Source organism: Nocardiopsis eucommiae, from assembly GCF_965344335.1.
Lineage (GTDB): Bacteria > Actinomycetota > Actinomycetes > Streptosporangiales > Streptosporangiaceae > Nocardiopsis > Nocardiopsis eucommiae.
Map to the genome: position 1 here is coordinate 1 of NZ_CBDRIY010000060.1, position 16,015 is coordinate 16,015.

Genomic DNA, 16,015 nt, shown 5'->3' on the forward strand with positions numbered 1-16,015 from the left:
CGTCCCGGGCGGCCCGGGGCCGCCGACGGATCGGACCCGTGTCAGGCGGGCGCCCCGGGGGAGTCCGCCCTCGCCTCACGGGCCAGCTGCTCGTTGCGCGCCTCCGCGAGCCGCCCGAGGACCTTGTCACGCAGGTCCAGCGGGACCGGATCGCAACCGCAGTGCTTGGCGACGAGCTTCTTCACGGCCTCTTCCAGACCGTACTCGTCCAGGCAGGGGCTGCACCCGTCCAGGTGCGCCCTGACCTCGGGGCAGTCGCTCTCCGCCAGCTCACCGTCAAGGTAGGTGTACAGCTTGTCGAGCACCTCGCTGCACGGGGTGTCCGTCTCCGACTTGTCGTGACCGCCGCTCATTGCCGATCTCCTCGATCCGACCCGCTCACCTGTGCTCGACCCCCCGCCGCCGACCCCGACGCGACGGCCGACGCCTCCGCGGCTCTGGTCGCGGCGAGGAAACCACGGTCCACCGCGTACTCCTCGAGGTGGGAACGCAGCTGGCGCCGCCCTCTGTGCAGCCGGGACATGACCGTCCCGATGGGGGTGCCCATGATCTCGGCGACCTCCTTGTACGCGAAGCCCTCGACGTCCGCGAGGTACACCGCGATCCGGAAGTCCTCGGGAAGCTCCTGGAGGGCGCGCTTGACGTCGCTGTCGGGGAGGTGTTCAAGCGCCTCGGCCTCGGCGGACTTCAGCCCCGCCGCCGTGTGCGAGGCGGCCTGGGCGAGCTGCCAGTCCTCGACGTCCTCGGTCCCGGCCTGCTTCGGCTCCCGCTGCTTCTTGCGGTAGGAGTTGATGAAGGTGTTCGTGAGGATGCGGTACAGCCACGCCTTGAGGTTGGTCCCCTCCTTGAACTGGTGGAAGGAACCGAACGCCTTGGCGAAGGTCTCCTGCACCAGGTCCTCGGCGTCCGAGGGGTTGCGTGTCATGCGCAGCGCCGCCGAGTAGAGCTGGTCGAGGAAGGGAAGCACGTCCCTCTCGAACCGCTCGTCCCGTTCCCCGGCTGTCTCCTGGCTCTGGTCCAAGCCCTTCGGCCTCCTCGCGCTGGTCCCTGGTGGGGTGTCCGTATCCCAACGATACGTTCCCACACCCCCGACCTGCGCGTCGACGCCGCGTGGCGCCAACGCCGTTTCCCCGCGCTCCAGGCACGCACCAGCGGTCGGCATGCTCCTGATCCAACCCCTTCCCTGCTCCCGAGTTCCCGCTCCGGAACCACGTCCCGGACGGTGCTGGTGACAACAACGACCTCCGCGAGCTGATTCCGCCCTGGGAGCGGGACGGGGTCCCGGATCCGAAGTTTGTGGTTTGACCGCGTCGGTGAAGGTGAGGCATGGCAGAGTGCGGGTAGGACTCACTGAAGGATGGGAGAGGAGTGCACGTGCGACCGTCCTCGACTCCGGCCTCCGACCGCCCCCGATCGCCCGCCGCCCAGTTCGCCACCACGGACCGGCTCTCGGACTACTGGCGTTTCTACTGGGCGGTCGCGGAGGCGCAGATCAGCCGCTGGCTGCCCGAGCGGCCCGCCCGGCTCCTCGACCTGTCCAGCCCCGACTTCCAGGGCACTCCGCGCGCCGTGGCCGCCGGACACGACGTCGTCACCCTGCTGCCCTCGGTGGACATGGCCATGCGCCGTCCGCTCACCCTGGTCAACGGTCGCGCCGTGGTACCGCCCCCCACGCCGCGCGGTCGGCTCCGGCACGTGGTCGGTGACTCCGCCTTCCTGCGCGCCTTCAGCCCCGAGTCCTTCGACGGGGTCATCGCGGACAACCGGGTGTTCTCCCGGCAGCTGGCCACCGAGTCGTCGATGTCCGAGGTGGCCCGGGTGCTGCGCCCCGGCGGCCGGGTGCTGGTCTGCGTCGACTCCGTGGTCCTGGGCATGGCGCTGCTGGCCGAGCAGGACGCCTGGCCGGAGCTGAGCCACGCCCCCAGCGCGGACGTGCTCCTGGTGCCCTGGCCGGACGGTTCGATCACCCGCTGCTTCACCGCGGAGCAGCTGACGGAGATGGTCACCGAGGCCGGTCTGGAGCTGGAGTGGATCAAGCCGCGCACGGTGCTGTCGGCCTCCACCGTGGAGCTGATGCTGGCCCGTGATCCCCGTTCCATGGCACGGCTGGTGGAGATGGAGCTGCGGGCCGCCGACTCCGACGACTACGTCGGCGTCCACCTGGTCGCCAGTGCCCACAAGCCCGCATAGGGCCCGCCGCCCCCTGCGGAGCGACGGGCCCGTCACGCCCGTCGACTAGTCGGCGAGCGGGAGGTAGACGCGGTTGCCGCCCTCGGCGAACTCGGCGGACTTGTCGGCCATGCCCCTCTCGATCGCCTCGACGGTGTCCAGGCCGTGCTCCTCGGCGTACCTGCGCACGTCCTGGGAGATCTTCATCGAGCAGAACTTGGGTCCGCACATGGAGCAGAAGTGCGCGGTCTTGGCGGGTTCGGCGGGCAGGGTCTCGTCGTGGAAGGCCTGCGCGGTCTCCGGGTCCAGCGACAGGTGGAACTGGTCCTGCCACCGGAACTCGAAGCGCGCCCTGGACAGCTCGTCGTCCCACTCCTGGGCGCGGGCGTGGCCCTTGGCGACGTCGGCGGCGTGGGCGGCGAGCTTGTAGGTGATGACGCCGGTCTTGACGTCGTCGCGGTTGGGCAGCCCCAGGTGCTCCTTGGGGGTCACGTAGCAGAGCATCGCGGTGCCGTGCCAGCCGATCTGCGCGGCGCCGATCGCGGAGGTGATGTGGTCGTAGCCCGGAGCGACGTCCGTGGCCAGGGGGCCGAGCGTGTAGAACGGCGCCTCGCCGCACAGCTCCTCCTCCAGGCGCACGTTCTCCTTGATCTTGTCCATCGGCACGTGGCCGGGGCCCTCGATCATCACCTGCACGTCGTGCGAGCGGGCGATGTGGGTGAGCTCCCCGAGTGTCCGCAGTTCGGCGAACTGGGCCTCGTCGTTGGCGTCCGCGATGGAGCCGGGGCGCAGGCCGTCACCGAGGGAGAAGGTGACGTCGTAGCGGCGGAGGATCTCGCAGAGCTCCTCGAAGTGCGTGTAGAGGAAGCTCTCCCGGTGGTGGGCCAGGCACCAGGCGGCCATGATGGAGCCGCCGCGCGAGACGATGCCGGTCACCCGGCGGGCGGCCAGCGGGACGTACCGGAGCAGGACGCCCGCGTGGACGGTCATGTAGTCCACGCCCTGTTCGGCCTGCTCGATGACGGTCTCGCGGTAGATCTCCCAGCTCAGCTTGGTGGGGTCGCCGTCGACCTTCTCCAGAGCCTGGTAGATCGGGACGGTGCCGATGGGCACCGGCGCGTTGCGGATGATGCGTTCGCGGGTCTCGTGGATGCGCTTGCCGGTGGACAGGTCCATCACGGTGTCGGCGCCCCAGCGGGTCGCCCACACCATCTTCTCGACCTCCTCGGGCACCGAGGAGGTGACGGCGGAGTTGCCGATGTTGGCGTTGATCTTCACGAGGAAGTTCTTGCCGATGATGGTGGGTTCGGACTCGGGGTGGTTGCGGTTGACCGGGATGACCGCGCGGCCGATCGCGACCTCGTCGCGGACGAACTCGGGGTCGGCCCCCTCGCGGGCGGCCACGAAACGCATCTCGGGGGTGATGGTCCCGGCCCGGGCGTGGGCCAGCTGGGTGACCGCGCCGTCGACGGGGGCCGGTGCCCAGGACGCGCGGGTGCGCGGGAGTCCCCGGTGGACGTCGATGTGTGCGGAGTCGTCGGTGTACGGGCCGGAGGTGTCGTACAGATCGAAGTGGCTGCCGTTGCTGAGATCCACCCGGCGGCGCGGGACGCGGAGGGTCGTGCCCCCGGGGGTGGTGATCTCCTCGTGGACCTTACGAGATCCCATGATGGGACCCGTGGTCACCCGGTGCTCGTCGGTGGTGGAAACGTCACGACCGTCGATAGCCGTCATGGCATGCCTCCCTACGTCGGAATTACCCGAACAGGTTCTGCGGTCGGCGACACCCTTGAGTCGCCCTCTCAGCCCGCCATGGCGCGAGCTCCCGCGTTGCGTATTCACATGTGCGCACGTCGAACGTGCCGGGACATCTCGATCACGGTGTCCCGGGCCGGGGGAAGCACTCCCCCGTGGCCTCGCACACCATACACAGGCCGTCCCCGGGCCTGTCCAGCCTCGCCCGGGTCAGAAAAGTGTCTCCGGTTCGGCGGGGACGGCGTCCTCCACCGGTTCCAGCAGGTCGGGGCGGTTGTTCCTGACGCTGTTGACGTCGGTGGAGACCTCGTCCACCGCGAACCGGTCCACCGGGGTCCGGTCCAGCAGGTCGGCGAGCTCGTCGGCGCCCGTGGTGGGATCGAGCCAGACGGCCCAGTCCTCGCGCGGCACCACGACGGGCATGCGTTCGTGGATGTGAGCGAGTTCGGGCGCGGCCTCGGTGGTGATGACGGCGCAGGTCCACACCCAGGCGGCGGGGTCGTTCTGGTCGTCGACCTCGGGGTCGCGCCAGCGCTCGAAGATCCCGGCCATGGCGAGCGGCTCGTCCCCCGGGTAGTGGACGGAGAAGGGCTTCTTGGCCGCCTTCGCCTTGCGCTTCCGGTGCTGGGGGTCGGTGACGGGCGACGTGCTGGCCTCGGCGGTGCCGTCCCTGTTGAGCAGCTGCCACTCGTAGTAGGCGTCGGCGGGGATGAGGCAGCGGCGGCGCCGGTAGGCGACCCGGAAGGCGGGCTTGTCCGCGACGGTCTCGCCACGGGCGTTGATCATCCGGTAGCCGACGTTGCGGTCCTTGGCCCAGGAGGGCACGAGGCCCCAGCGCATGGTGTGCAGGGAGCGCGGCCCGGGTTCGCCGGTGGGGTGGCCCTGGGGCGGGGGCCCGAGCACGGCGTACACCGGGCTGCCCGGCGCGACGTTGTAGTCCGGGTCGAGCTCCTCCAGAGGGGGCCAGGCGCGTGGGTCCCCCGCGGCGCCCACTGCCTCCTCGGGGAGGGAGAAGGCCAGCTGGAGTTGGTGCACGTTCCTGGACTGGGCATAGCGACCGCACATGGCCGCGATCCTATGCGATCCGCCCACGGTCCCCCGCGCGGTCAGGCGGTTCCGGCGTCCTCCCGCGCACGCTCCCCCGGTTGCTCGGGGGGCCGGGCACGCCAGGCACCGAGCAGCCCGGCCAGGACCGCGACCGCACCGACCGGGCCCAGGGTCCAGGGGGCCCAGAGGTCGAGTCCGCGCAGCAGCAGCGACCGCACCCGGGCCTGCTCGGCGTACCCGGAGACCTGTCCCTCCGCCAGCGCCAGCTCGGCGTCGAGCAGTTCCACCTCGCCCGAGCCGTTCTGCGGGCGCAGGGTCTCGGACCTGCTCTCCTCCAGGTTCACCAGGATGCCGGTGGTCGGCTCGACCCAGAAGGTCCGCTCCGCCGTGAGCCACCGGTTCACGCTGACCGTGCCCTCGGCGTCGGGGTCGAACAACGCGGCCGGTACGTCCCGCGCGGAGTCGGGGACCTGGGTGGCGTCCACGGTCTGTGTGTAGCGGCGCACCGCCACCCCGGCGACCTCGTCGTCCTCCTCGAACACGACCGAGGGCGCCGAGCGCACCTCGGCGTCGTAGAAGGAGTGGTCCCCTTCGGGCGCCCCCGGCGGCCAGTACAGGACCAGCCCGGCCTGGCGCACCGCGCGGTCACCGTCGACGTGCTCACCGCAGCAGTTCACGGCCCGGCCGGTCTCCCGGTCCACGATCACCCGACGGCTCCAGTGGTCGAGCACCCGCTCCGAGGAGGTGGTGTTCACCGTCATCTCCCAGGCCGACCAGTCGGCGCCGTGCGCGGAGGCCTCCACCCGGGTGTCCCGTTCGAGGTCGACCCCCTCCGCCAGGGTCCAGGTCGCGGTGTCCAGGAAACGGGCGTCGTCGTCGACCATGCGCAGGCCGAGGGAGGCGTCGGCCGGGTGCGGGGCGACCCGGTCGTGCACGTACAGCGGCAGGAGCAGGGCCAGGGTCAGCAGGAACGCACCGGCCGCCACCAGGACCGTGCCCCGGGGCAGGCTCCGTCCAGGCTCCTGGGCCGTCCGCGTCGGGATCCTCACCCGCGCACCTCCTCGACGTCGTGACCGGCCTCGGGCAGGCGTACGGTTCCGTGGCTCGGCCCGGATCCGTTCTCGGACGGTGCGGTCTCCCGACGCTCGCCGTCGGCGTCGGCCGTGGCCCCCTCGGCGCCCTCCTCCGGCGTGCCCGAGGGGGGATCGTGCTCGGCTCCGCGCTGTCCCAGTGCGAGGACGAGACGGGCCATCGCGGGCAGGCACAGGACCTGCGGTACCCAGCCGCGCAGCGCCGTGCCGAGGGTCTCGGTGATGTCGTGGAAGGGCATGTTCACCACGAGGTGGGTCCCCGAGGCCATGGCCAGTCCGGCCAGGGCCAACGACACCGTGACCACCCACGGACCCGCCAGGTGGGGCAGGGCCCGGCCGCCCAGGGACGGTCGCCCGGGCTTCGCGTGGCGCAGTCGCCTGGGGGCCCGACGGGCCAGCCACCACAGGGTCAGCAGGATCACGCCGACCGCGGCCGCACCGGCCCAGCCCGCGATCCACACCCCGTAGGCCAGGCCCAGCGGCAGCACCACGCGCCGGGGCAGCCATCCGGGACCGGTGCCGGGCAGGGCGCGCGCACCGCGCGGGGGCTCGGCCGTGAGCCGCCTCCCGCCCGGCAGCCAGCGGCGCGGCCACAGCGCCAGCACGACGAGAAGGGCGGCCAGGGCCCCGCCCGCCACCAGCACACGGTGGTACACGGCGTCGGGGGTGTAGGTGAGGGTGACGGTGCCCGAGCTCGCCTCGGGAAGCACCCAGGCCTGTTTCCAGCCCTCCAGCCGCACCGGTTCGAGCGGACCGTCGCCGCCGTCGATCCGGGCCTCCCAGCCCTCGTTGAAGTTCTCGTTGACCACCAGGAGGCTGTCCTCGTCGACGTCCACGTCGAAGCGGCGCTCCCCCGGCCCCCAGGAGTGCACGGTGTCGACCTCGGCCATGCGGACCTCGGGCGTCCCTCCGGCGGTGCCGGGGCCGTCCCCGGTCCCGACGAGTGCCGAGCGCACCTGGTAGCGGTTGCCCGGGTCGACCACGATCCGGTTCTCGCCCTCGGTGAGGTCGAGGTCGGTGCACGTCTCGTAGCGCAACGGACGTCCGGTGAGCTGGTCCGCGAGGGTGCCGTCGCTGATCCTCGTCTCCACGCGCCGGTCGTTGACGCGCAGGGTCGGGCCCAGACCGCAGGTGGTGGACGCGTCGCCTTCGGGGAGCGGGTCCACGGCGGGGACCCCGGGGAGGTCGACCGTGCCGATCTCCAGGGCCTGCCCCTCGGGGCGCTCGAAGGTCACCCGGAGGGACGAGGCGGTCAGTTCCGCGAAGTCGACGCGACCGCTGCCGTCCAGCCATCCCTCACGGACGGTGCCGCCTCCCTCCACGGTGACGCGGATCGGCCGCATCACGCTGTCGGCGCGGGGAAACTCGACCCTCATGTGGTCGATCGAGGTCGGCTCGCCCAGCTCGACGTCGAGCCAGGGGGCCTTCTCCTCCGGGTCGGGGTACCAGACGGTGGTCTCGTCGTCGTCGAGCGCGCCCCGGCCCATGGCGGCGGGGTGGCCGACGGCCGTGGAGGAGCCGGTCACCCGGGGGTACCCGTCGGCGCGGTTGGCGGCGTTCTCCGCCTCCCGGGGGTCGGTGAGCACCACTTCGCCGGAGATGGAGTGCGGTCCGGCCGCGGCCTCCTCGGAGAGTTCGAAGGTGCGGTCGAGCCTGCTGGAGTCCTCACCGCTCACCTCCAGGCGCGGGTTGCACACCCACACGTGCGACCCCTCCATGCAGCCGGGGGCGGTGCCCGTCGACCCGGTGAAGAGGTGGGATCCGGCGTCGGCGGGCCCGGGCACCCGCAGGGTGCGGGTGGCCTCCAGACCGGGCAGGGAGATCATGGAGATCCCGACCCGGGTGCCGAAGCGGTACTCCGGTTCCCAGGCCAGTTCGTCGATCCGCACCCGCAGCGTGGTGGTGGGACCCGGCGGGGCGGCCAGCTCCTGGGGCTCGTCGGTGGCGGCCACGGCCGCCTCGGTGCGCCCCTCGTCGGTGACGAGGGTGACCCGCGAGGGCGGCGGCTCTCCGGACAGCTGCTCGAAGGCCACGCTCAGACCGCTGAGGTCCCGGGGCTCCTCGAACTCGACCTCGATCCACTGGCCGATGGCTCCCGCGAACGCGCTGGAGCGCCAGGCGGTGCCGAGGTCGGCGTCCAGGGCCGCGTGGGGGGCGTGCCCCGGGTCGCGGTCGCTGGCCCGGGACTCCACCCCGGCCTCGGAGCTCGACGCGGTCACCCCGGCCACGCCCAGGTCCTCGGCATGGGAGACGTACTCCTCCCAGGCGGGGTCCATGATGTCGGGCGCGGGGACGTCGCGCTCCAGCTCCTGGTCCTCGGTCAGGGTGGCGGAGACGTTGCGGCGCACGTCGGAGTAGACGACCTCGCGGCGCCGGACGGTGTCGGTGACGATCGTGTCCTCGGCGGCGACGGCGTCCGCGCCGGGGTCGTCCCCGATCAGGATCGGGCGGTCGTCGTTGACCATGCCCTGCTCGGCCAGGTGGAGGACGGACTCCGGGCCGCCGGTGACCCTGAGCGCGTCGCCCGAGGGCACGGTGCCGACCGTGGGCGCGGCGTCCTCCACCTCGTAGACGGTGAGGGACGGGTACGGCTGGTCGAACCACTGGGAGGCGGACGAGTGGTCGACCGAGCCGATCACCGGCCCGAACTCGGCGGCCTCACTGATGCCCGGGGAGTTCTGGAGCGACTGGTGGACACGGGCGGGCCAGCCGCCGTTGTTGCCCACCCGCTGGAGGTCGTTGCGGACGATCAGGTGGGTGACGCCCAGCCGGGCGAAGGTGTCCGCGAGCCCCTCGGACCCCCGCCCCGAGGAGACCCGCTGGTCGATCTCGTGGTTGATCCGCGAGATGCCGGAGGAGCCCCACGGGATGATCTGGTGGTTGGTCCAGGCGCCGGAGAGCAGCGGCTGCACGGGTTCGTCGAGCGGGCGGCCCCACTCGTACTCACCGCGCGCGGACCCGGGCAGCGCCATGGTCATGCCGCGCTCGTCGCCCCGGTCCTCCAGCCACTCCACGGCCTCGTACCAGTAGTCCGGGATCTCCTCGAACCCGCCCTTGGGGGCGATGCCGACGGTCGCGATGGGGGCGAGCGTGACGAGGAAGACGGCGGCGCTGGCCCCGGCCACGGTCCTGCGGACCCGGGCGACGGCCCCGGGGTCGCCGACGCCACGACGATCGGCCCAGTCGCGGGCGACCACGACCGGCAGGTGGGCGAGGCCCAGGACGATCGGCAGGCGGATGAGCGCGTCGAACTTGTGGACGTTGCGGAAGGGCGCGAGGGCGCCGTCGAACAGCTCGCGCATGGTCGGAGCGAAGGGGCCGGTGAGGGCACCGGTGTACCCGGCGACGACGATCGCGGTGCCCACCAGCAGGCAGCTGATGAGGAAGAGGCGTTCGGGCGTGCGCCGGTTGATCAGCCCCGCCAGGCCCAGCCCGGCGACCAGCGCGGTGACCGCGACCAGCCAGGGGGTCAGGGAGAGCTCCGCGCCCGAGGGCAGGGCGGTGTTGCCCATGTCGGGCAGGAAGCCCATCCAGTTGGAGGTGCCGCGCAGGGCGTTGAACAGGGACGTGATCCCCGTGGTGACGGCGGCGTCCTCCGTGTAGGGCATGAACGAGTACACGTACCGCGACATGATGAGCAGCGGGACTATGTACCAGAACGACGCGAGGACGAGCGCGCCCGACCACCACAGGATCAGCCGCCACTTGCGCGGCCCGCCCGCCCGGGTCAACAGGTAGAGGCCGGGGACGACCAGGACCGCCAGTTCGGAGGCGGCGTTGGTGCCGCCGCACAGGAGGAAGGCCAGCCCGGAGAGCAGCGCCATGCGCGCGGGCGGGTAGCCGTGTCGGGCGCCCAGGACGAGCGGCAGCAGGATCCACGGCATGAGCAGCATGGGCTGGAGCTCGGCCGAGTTGTACGAGAGCAGGGTGAGCACGCGCGGAGCGAGCGCGTAGGCCACACCGGCGATGATGCGGGTGTTGACGGTGCCCAGGCCCAGGGCCTCCGCGACCTTGTAGACCCCCACGAACGCGGCGATGAGCAGCACGGCCATCCACAGGCGCTGGATGAGCCACTCGGGCATGCCGAGCACGTCGAACAGCAGGTGGAAGGGGCCGTTGGGGAAGAAGTACCCGTAGGCCTGGTTCTGGAGCTGGCCGAAGTACGCGGCGTCCCACAGGTGCAGGGCGCGCTCCATGAACCCCAGGGGGTTGACCGTCAGGTCGATCTTGGTGTCGCTGACGATCCTGCCGGGGTCGATGCTCGCAGCCAGTGCTCCCAGGAGCAGACACACCGCGAGGACCTTGAGCCGCGCCAGCAGCCGCTCGTCCACTCCGCCCGGGGCGGTCGGTGTTCTGGAATCCTCCGGTTCGCGCCTGGCGGTGGATTCCGCCGAAGTCACATCTTCGCTTTCTTGCCTGCTGTGGGGTCGGGGGTGCCGGGGGCGGTGCGGGCGGGGGCGTCCAGACCGAGTTCGGCGGCGACCAGGCGGGTCATGCGGGCCCCGCTGGCCTCCCAGGTGAACCGGGACGCCCAGGCGCGGCAGGCCCGCCGCACCTCCTCGGAGCGCCGGGGGTCGGACAGTTCCGCCAGGGCACGGGAGACGACGTCCTGGAGGGTCTCGCCCTCGCGGACGAGCCATCCGGTCTCGCCGTCGCGGACCGAATCGCGAAGTCCGTCCACATCGTAGGCCACGGTGGGCACGCCGAGCCGTGCGGCCTCGATGACGGTGAGGCCCCACCCCTCGAACTCGGAGGCGGTCACGTGCAGGTGGCAGGAGGCCAGGACGGTGTCCTTGTCCTCCTCGGAGAGGAATCCGTGCAGGTCCACGCGCTCCTGGAGGCAGTCCCGCGCCACCTGCGTCGCGAGGTGTTCGCCCTCGGGCCCCCTGCCGATGATGTGGACGCGCAGGCCGGGGTGGGCGCCGTCGAGCGCGCGCACGAGGTCGACGACGCGGGAGACCCGCTTCTGCACGACGAGGCGGCCCAGGCTGACGAGCGCGGGGGCGGTGTCGGCGGTGAGCGGGGGCGGGGCGGTGTCCGTTCCGGGCGGGGCCGCGGGCAGGCCGCCGTTGTGGACGATCTCGATGGGCGCCCGCCAGCCGAGCTTGTCGCGCATGGCGGCGCGGGAGGACTCGGAGACGGTGACGGTGGTGCAGTTCCGGTAGACGCGGGAGGCCACGGCCGACTCCAGGAACCGCCCCAGCCAGGCCAGCGGCGCCGGGAAGTAGGCGTTGAACTGGAGGTCGTGGACGTGGTGGACCACGCTGACCACCCTGGTGCGGCGGCGCAGGACCAGCCGGGAGAAGAACGGGACGCCGTTCATGCAGTCGAAGGCGAGGTGGTACTCGCGTCTCCACAGGGCGAGCCAGGCCATGACGCGCGGGTAGACGGTGAACCGGCCGCCCATGCGACGGATGACGACGCCGTCCTTGGTCTCGACCCGGGCCTGGTGGGGTTCGCGGCTGGTCAGGAAGGTGACGATGGCGCCGCGTTCGGCCAGGTGGCGGCTGATCCGCCAGGCGTACTCCTCGGCGCCGCCGGCGGTGGACTGCCAGGGGTCGCGCCAGTTGATCATGACGATCCGGACGCCGTCGAGGCGGGGGCCGGGGTCGGTCCCGGGGTCGTCGGGTTCGACCCGCGCGGAGGTCGTGGCGGACTCGGGGGCCACGGCCGGGGAGGGAACGGTGGCCTGGGCGGGGGTGACCGTGGGGAGGTCGGGCTCCACCCGGGCTGGGACCTTCTGGAAGACCACACGCTCTCCTTCCGCGCGGTGCCCGGCGGACCCTGGCGCGCACTCGGAGAACACGCGTGCGCACGCTGGGCGAGCACTCGGGGGAAGCGTCGAGCGCACGCCGAAGGGGCCCGTCGACCGGGCGTCATTGGGGATGGTCGGTCACGAGGGGTGCGACCGTGGGGGCGGGGCGGGCGCCCCACTGGCGGCGGGGCGCCCGCCTGCCTCGGCAAGTACGGACGTCTAGCGGTCGCCGTAGTTGTAGAGGGTTTCGTTCACCGGTTCCGCGGTCGCCGTGGACTCGGTGGCGAGGTTGGTGGCCACCACGGTGGCACCCCCCGCCAGAGCCGCGCCGATCACGCAGGCGGCGATTACCTTGATCACTTGGGGATCTCCTTCCGCGCGCCCCGCTCCGTTCTTGGTTGGGGACGCTGGAACCCGAGACTAGAACCTGATCTAGCCATAGACCAGATGATTGCCCCAACTGTAACTAACCCACTGGTAACTTCCAACCCCGATCGCGGGTCTTTGTCCGCATTGATGTGCTGGTCATCCACTTCCAGAAGAGCCAGATCGGCACCTTCGACCACCGGGGAAAGGAACTCCGCCCCAGACCAGAACCGGTTCTCGACCGGCGCCGAGACGACCACGAAGCGGACCCCGAGGGCACCGAGGAGCTCCGCCAGGGCGTCGGGATCGGAGCGCCACCGCTCCCCTGGCAGGCCGGTCGCGGGATCGGGTTCGAGCAGGCGCGCGACCTCCCGGGCTCGGGCGTCCTCGCCGGTCACCACGACCCGGCCGCCGTCGGCCGTGCCGACGCTGAGGTCGTCGTTCCAGATCGTGCGGCGGTCGAACAGCTTCGTCGCCGGGTCGAGCACGACCACGGGCGTACCCGACCACTCCGGTCCCCGGTAGGCGCTCCAGGGCAGGACCAGCACCGCCCCCGGGCGGTCGTCGGCCGCCACCGCCTCCTGGGCCGCCACCCACTCCCTCGGATACTCCACCGGTGTCAGCCGTCCCCCGGCCCCCCACAGCAGTCCTGGCAACACCACCACGGGCGCCAGCACCACCAGTACCGCCGTCACCACCCGCCACAACGGGACCGGGGAGCCCCCGGGGCGTTCCCCCTCCCCAGTGGCCCCCGCTCGATCCCGGCCCGCCCCCTCATGGGCGGGCAGGACACGCAGCAGCCCCAGCACCACGGCGCCCGCTCCCAGCGCCTGCACCAGGGAGAGCGGCGCCAGGTACAGCTGGCCGTCACGGAGCGGACCGAACCCGGGCCACAGTCCGATCAGCGCGGCCAGGAACTCCCGGCCCGGAGCGGAGACCCCGAGGAGCGCGATCCCGAACCCGACCGCCGCCGACACCGACAGCCCGACCCCCACCACCGGGCGGGCCCGCCACAGCCACCAGACCCAGCCCGCCAGGGAGAGCGCGCACACCAGCGCCCGGGCCGTGGCGGTCACCGGTTCGCCGTAGCCGGGCGGCACAGCCCCCGCGTTCCACACCCCGCCCAGCAGGAGCAGCGACCCCACCGTGCCGAAGGGCGTGTCCGAGCGCGCAGCGAAGGCCTCCACCCCCGCGGGGTCCGTCGCGGCGCCGCTGGTCAGGGACGGCAGCAGCCACGGCAGCGACACCAGGACCAGAGCCAGGGCGAACAGGCCCGCGTTCCGCAGACGGCGCGGGCCGACCAGAGCCTGGGGACCGGCGGTGAGCGCGCTCAGCACCACCGAGGAGAACCCCCCGACGGCCGCCGGGACCAGTGCGCGGACCACCCCGGCCAGCCCCGTCCGGTCCGACGCCAACCGCACCACCGCCCACAGGACCCACGGCAGACCCGCGTACCCCAGGAGCACCGCCCACTGCCCCAGCAGCAGCCGCTCCGCCACGAACGGGTTCCACACGTACAGGACACCGGCGGCGGCCCCGGCGCCCAGCACGCGCCCGCCACCGGCGGACGCCCCGGGCGCCAGGCGGACCAGGAGCCGGAAGGCGCCCGCGCCCCCGACCGTGAACACCGCCAGCAGGGCCAGCGTCTGCACCGCGTCCCCGGGAAGCACGAGGGAGAGGGCGGCGACCACAGCGTCGCTCGGGATCGCCCTCGGGAAGCCGTCCGCGCCCGCCAGCACCGTGGGCAGCGAGAGTCCGGGGACGAAGAGCATGTCGTACCGGAGCACGTACCCCGGGCCGAGGGCGGGCCCCAGCGCGAGCGCCCCGGCGAGCAGGCCCACCAGCCAGGGCAGCGCTCCGACCGCCACACGCGCAGCGGTCCGCATCAGTGCTCCGAGAGGACGACGCTGCCGGAGTAGCCGCCCTCCACGTGGTCCCGGTGGCTGCGGACCACGATCTCGTGGGGACCGGACACCGACGCCGCCCAGCGCGGCCTCTCACCGACGGAGCCGAGGGAGCGCCAGCCGTCGCCGGATCCGGGACCCCGCCCGTCGAGGGGAGCGCAGGACTCGCGGGGTGCGGGGGCCGCCGGGACGGAGGCTTCGGGGGCGGGTTCGGGGTCGGCACGGGGCGGTTCCGGGCGCAGGGTGGGGGTCGGACCCGGCTCCTCGACCCCCGGTTCCGTGCCGCCGGGGACCTCCTGGTCGTCGGTGGCCGGGTTCCCCGGACGGGGGCCGGTCAGGTCGCGCGGGGTGGTGAACACGCGGCGGTCACCGGTGGCGGCCCGCCGGTCCGGAACGCACTCCAGCTGCCGGAGCCACACCTCGTAGTGCCCGGCCTCGGCCACGTCCTCCCACGTCACGAGGGACCCGCCGTCGTGCACGCGGACCCAGGAGGGTGCGGGCGGGGGGTCGTCGTCCCACACCAGCTGGAGGGGTTCGGACTCGGTGCCCTCGTCGCGGCCCTTGAGCGGACGCACGACGAACTCGTACCGGGCACCGCTGAAGAGCGATCCGACCAACACGAACCGGTCGTCATCGGCGCTCTCGACGTCGGCGGGGATCACCCCGGCGTCGTCGGGGTCCGGTTCCACCCGGCGCTGCACCACGCGGTAGTCGGTGGCCCCCGGCACGTTCTTCCAGCTCAGCAGCAGCCCGTCGTCGGTCTCCTCGTACTCGGGCTCGGGCGCGGTCAGCGGACCGGCGGAGAGCTCGGGCAGGGGGCGCGGGAACCCGTCCCCCACACCCAACGGCGCGGCCAGCGCGTCCGCGAAGGCGGCGGCGATCTTGAGTTCCCCGCGCACGTTGGGGTGGGTGGCGTCCCAGTTGTCGAAGGCCGGCGCGTACTCCCTGGCGACCTGCGCGACGACCACGGGCGAGGTGGCCGAGGTGAGCTGACCGGCGAGGTCGACCAGCCCCATGTTGAAGCGGGCGATCTCGTCGTTGATCCGGCGGTCGTCGTCGGTGCCGTCCACGTCGGGGAGCTCGCCCACCACGAAGCGGGCGTCGTCCAGCACCACGCGCACCGTGGAGACGGTCTCCGCGACGCCGTCGAGTGCCTGGTCCGCCCCGCCCCCGGCGAGGATGTCCTCGGTCCCGGCGAGCAGCAACAGGTACTGGGGGTCGTGCTCCGCGGCGACCTGCGCGATGTCGGAGGACAGCTCCCGCGCGGTGGCGCCCCAGCGCGCCGCGTGGTCGGTGTCGAAGTCGGGTTCGGCGTAGTTGAGGTCGCCGGGTTCCTCGGAGTCGAGGGAGTACATGTCGTCGCTGGGGCCGACGAAGTCGAACTCCACGTCCTGCTGGGACAGGTGGGACCACAGGTGGTAGCGCCAGGTGTGGTCCCCGCTGCTCCCCTGGGTGGCGGCGTCGCCCACCATCATGATCCGCAGTTCGCCGTCGGGCGGTCCGGGCACCGGAACGGGGGCGTCGTCGGCGGCGTCCCGCCCCCCGTCGAGCCCGCCCGAACCGGTCTGGAGGAGCAGCATGGTGACGGCCATGGCCGAGAGCATGACGCCGAGCAGGCCGAGCGGGCCCGGCTCGAACCGGGAGCCGGGGCGGCGCCAGACCACGAGGTCGCGCCAGTCGCGGTCACGCCAGTAGTCGGCGGTCAGCCGGTACGGAAGGCGCCACGACCAGCGGTTCCGACCGGCCTGGGCGGGGGCGTCGTCGTCGGCGCGGGGCGCCCGTCCGTCGGGGTCGCGCTGCTCGGGGATGGCGTCCTCGCCCGGGTCCTGCACCGTGCCCCATCTCTCGCCGCCGCGATAGCTACAGGTTCCTGTTCAGCACCGGAGCGACGACCCCCACCGTCAGCCCACCAGGGGGTAGTCACTCGC

The 16,015-nt window shown here is 72.6% G+C and carries 11 protein-coding genes; 1 reads left to right on the plus strand and 10 read right to left on the minus strand.

Going from position 1 to position 16,015, the window contains the following annotated elements; genetic code table 11:
- Window positions 1–41: 41 nt before the first annotated feature.
- Together rsrA and ACRWK8_RS25345 are read right to left on the minus strand one after the other, a co-directional pair.
- Complete coding sequence (gene rsrA / locus ACRWK8_RS25340; RefSeq protein ID WP_378743227.1) at window positions 42–353, minus strand: mycothiol system anti-sigma-R factor; 312 nt, start codon at window positions 351–353, stop codon at window positions 42–44.
- Window positions 350–1,021: a sigma-70 family RNA polymerase sigma factor gene (locus ACRWK8_RS25345; RefSeq protein ID WP_378743229.1), complete on the minus strand. Its 672-nt coding sequence runs from the start codon at window positions 1,019–1,021 to the stop codon at window positions 350–352. Before ACRWK8_RS25345 ends, rsrA begins: the two co-directional genes overlap by 4 nt.
- 347 nt (window positions 1,022–1,368) lie before the next feature.
- Between ACRWK8_RS25345 and ACRWK8_RS25350 the strand changes: the two genes are divergently transcribed.
- On the plus strand, window positions 1,369–2,190 hold the full coding sequence (locus tag ACRWK8_RS25350) for a class I SAM-dependent methyltransferase (protein ID WP_378743231.1): 822 nt from the start codon (window positions 1,369–1,371) through the stop codon (window positions 2,188–2,190).
- A 45-nt stretch (window positions 2,191–2,235) separates the two neighbouring features.
- Here ACRWK8_RS25350 and thiC read toward each other — a convergent pair whose 3' ends face one another.
- From thiC to ACRWK8_RS25390, 8 genes are all read right to left on the minus strand, one after another.
- A complete protein-coding gene (gene thiC, locus ACRWK8_RS25355; protein ID WP_378743233.1) occupies window positions 2,236–3,903 on the minus strand; it encodes a phosphomethylpyrimidine synthase ThiC in 1,668 nt (555 codons plus the stop codon).
- A 231-nt stretch (window positions 3,904–4,134) separates the two neighbouring features.
- The gene (locus ACRWK8_RS25360) at window positions 4,135–4,989 is read right to left on the minus strand and encodes an SOS response-associated peptidase (RefSeq protein WP_378743235.1); all 855 of its coding nucleotides are present in this window, start codon (window positions 4,987–4,989) and stop codon (window positions 4,135–4,137) included.
- A 41-nt stretch (window positions 4,990–5,030) separates the two neighbouring features.
- A complete protein-coding gene (gene pgfA, locus ACRWK8_RS25365; protein WP_378743237.1) occupies window positions 5,031–6,020 on the minus strand; it encodes a cell envelope lipid trafficking protein PgfA in 990 nt (329 codons plus the stop codon).
- Window positions 6,017–10,462: an alpha-(1->3)-arabinofuranosyltransferase gene (locus ACRWK8_RS25370; RefSeq protein WP_378743239.1), complete on the minus strand. Its 4,446-nt coding sequence runs from the start codon at window positions 10,460–10,462 to the stop codon at window positions 6,017–6,019. The genes pgfA and ACRWK8_RS25370 overlap by 4 nt, the downstream gene beginning before the upstream one ends.
- A complete protein-coding gene (locus ACRWK8_RS25375; RefSeq protein ID WP_431873081.1) occupies window positions 10,459–11,814 on the minus strand; it encodes a glycosyltransferase family 4 protein in 1,356 nt (451 codons plus the stop codon). The genes ACRWK8_RS25370 and ACRWK8_RS25375 overlap by 4 nt, the downstream gene beginning before the upstream one ends.
- A 222-nt stretch (window positions 11,815–12,036) precedes the next feature.
- Entirely contained in the window at window positions 12,037–12,177 is a 141-nt protein-coding gene (locus ACRWK8_RS25380) for a hypothetical protein (protein ID WP_017542507.1), read from the minus strand.
- Entirely contained in the window at window positions 12,174–14,069 is a 1,896-nt protein-coding gene (locus ACRWK8_RS25385; RefSeq protein WP_431873082.1) for an MmpA family trehalose lipid delivery protein, read from the minus strand. The genes ACRWK8_RS25380 and ACRWK8_RS25385 overlap by 4 nt, the downstream gene beginning before the upstream one ends.
- Window positions 14,069–15,919, minus strand: coding sequence for an SGNH/GDSL hydrolase family protein (locus ACRWK8_RS25390; protein WP_431873083.1), 1,851 nt, complete (start codon window positions 15,917–15,919; stop codon window positions 14,069–14,071). The genes ACRWK8_RS25385 and ACRWK8_RS25390 overlap by 1 nt, the downstream gene beginning before the upstream one ends.
- Between the last annotated feature and the right edge of the window lie 96 nt (window positions 15,920–16,015).

Bases quoted from the DNA above. Each gene is read 5' to 3' on its own strand.
- rsrA (WP_378743227.1), bottom strand. From the start codon at position 353: ATGAGCGGCGGTCACGACAAGTCGGAGACGGACACCCCGTGCAGCGAG.
- thiC (WP_378743233.1), bottom strand. From the start codon at position 3,903: ATGACGGCTATCGACGGTCGTGACGTTTCCACCACCGACGAGCACCGG.
- ACRWK8_RS25360 (WP_378743235.1), bottom strand. From the start codon at position 4,989: ATGTGCGGTCGCTATGCCCAGTCCAGGAACGTGCACCAACTCCAGCTG.
- ACRWK8_RS25385 (WP_431873082.1), bottom strand. From the start codon at position 14,069: ATGCGGACCGCTGCGCGTGTGGCGGTCGGAGCGCTGCCCTGGCTGGTG.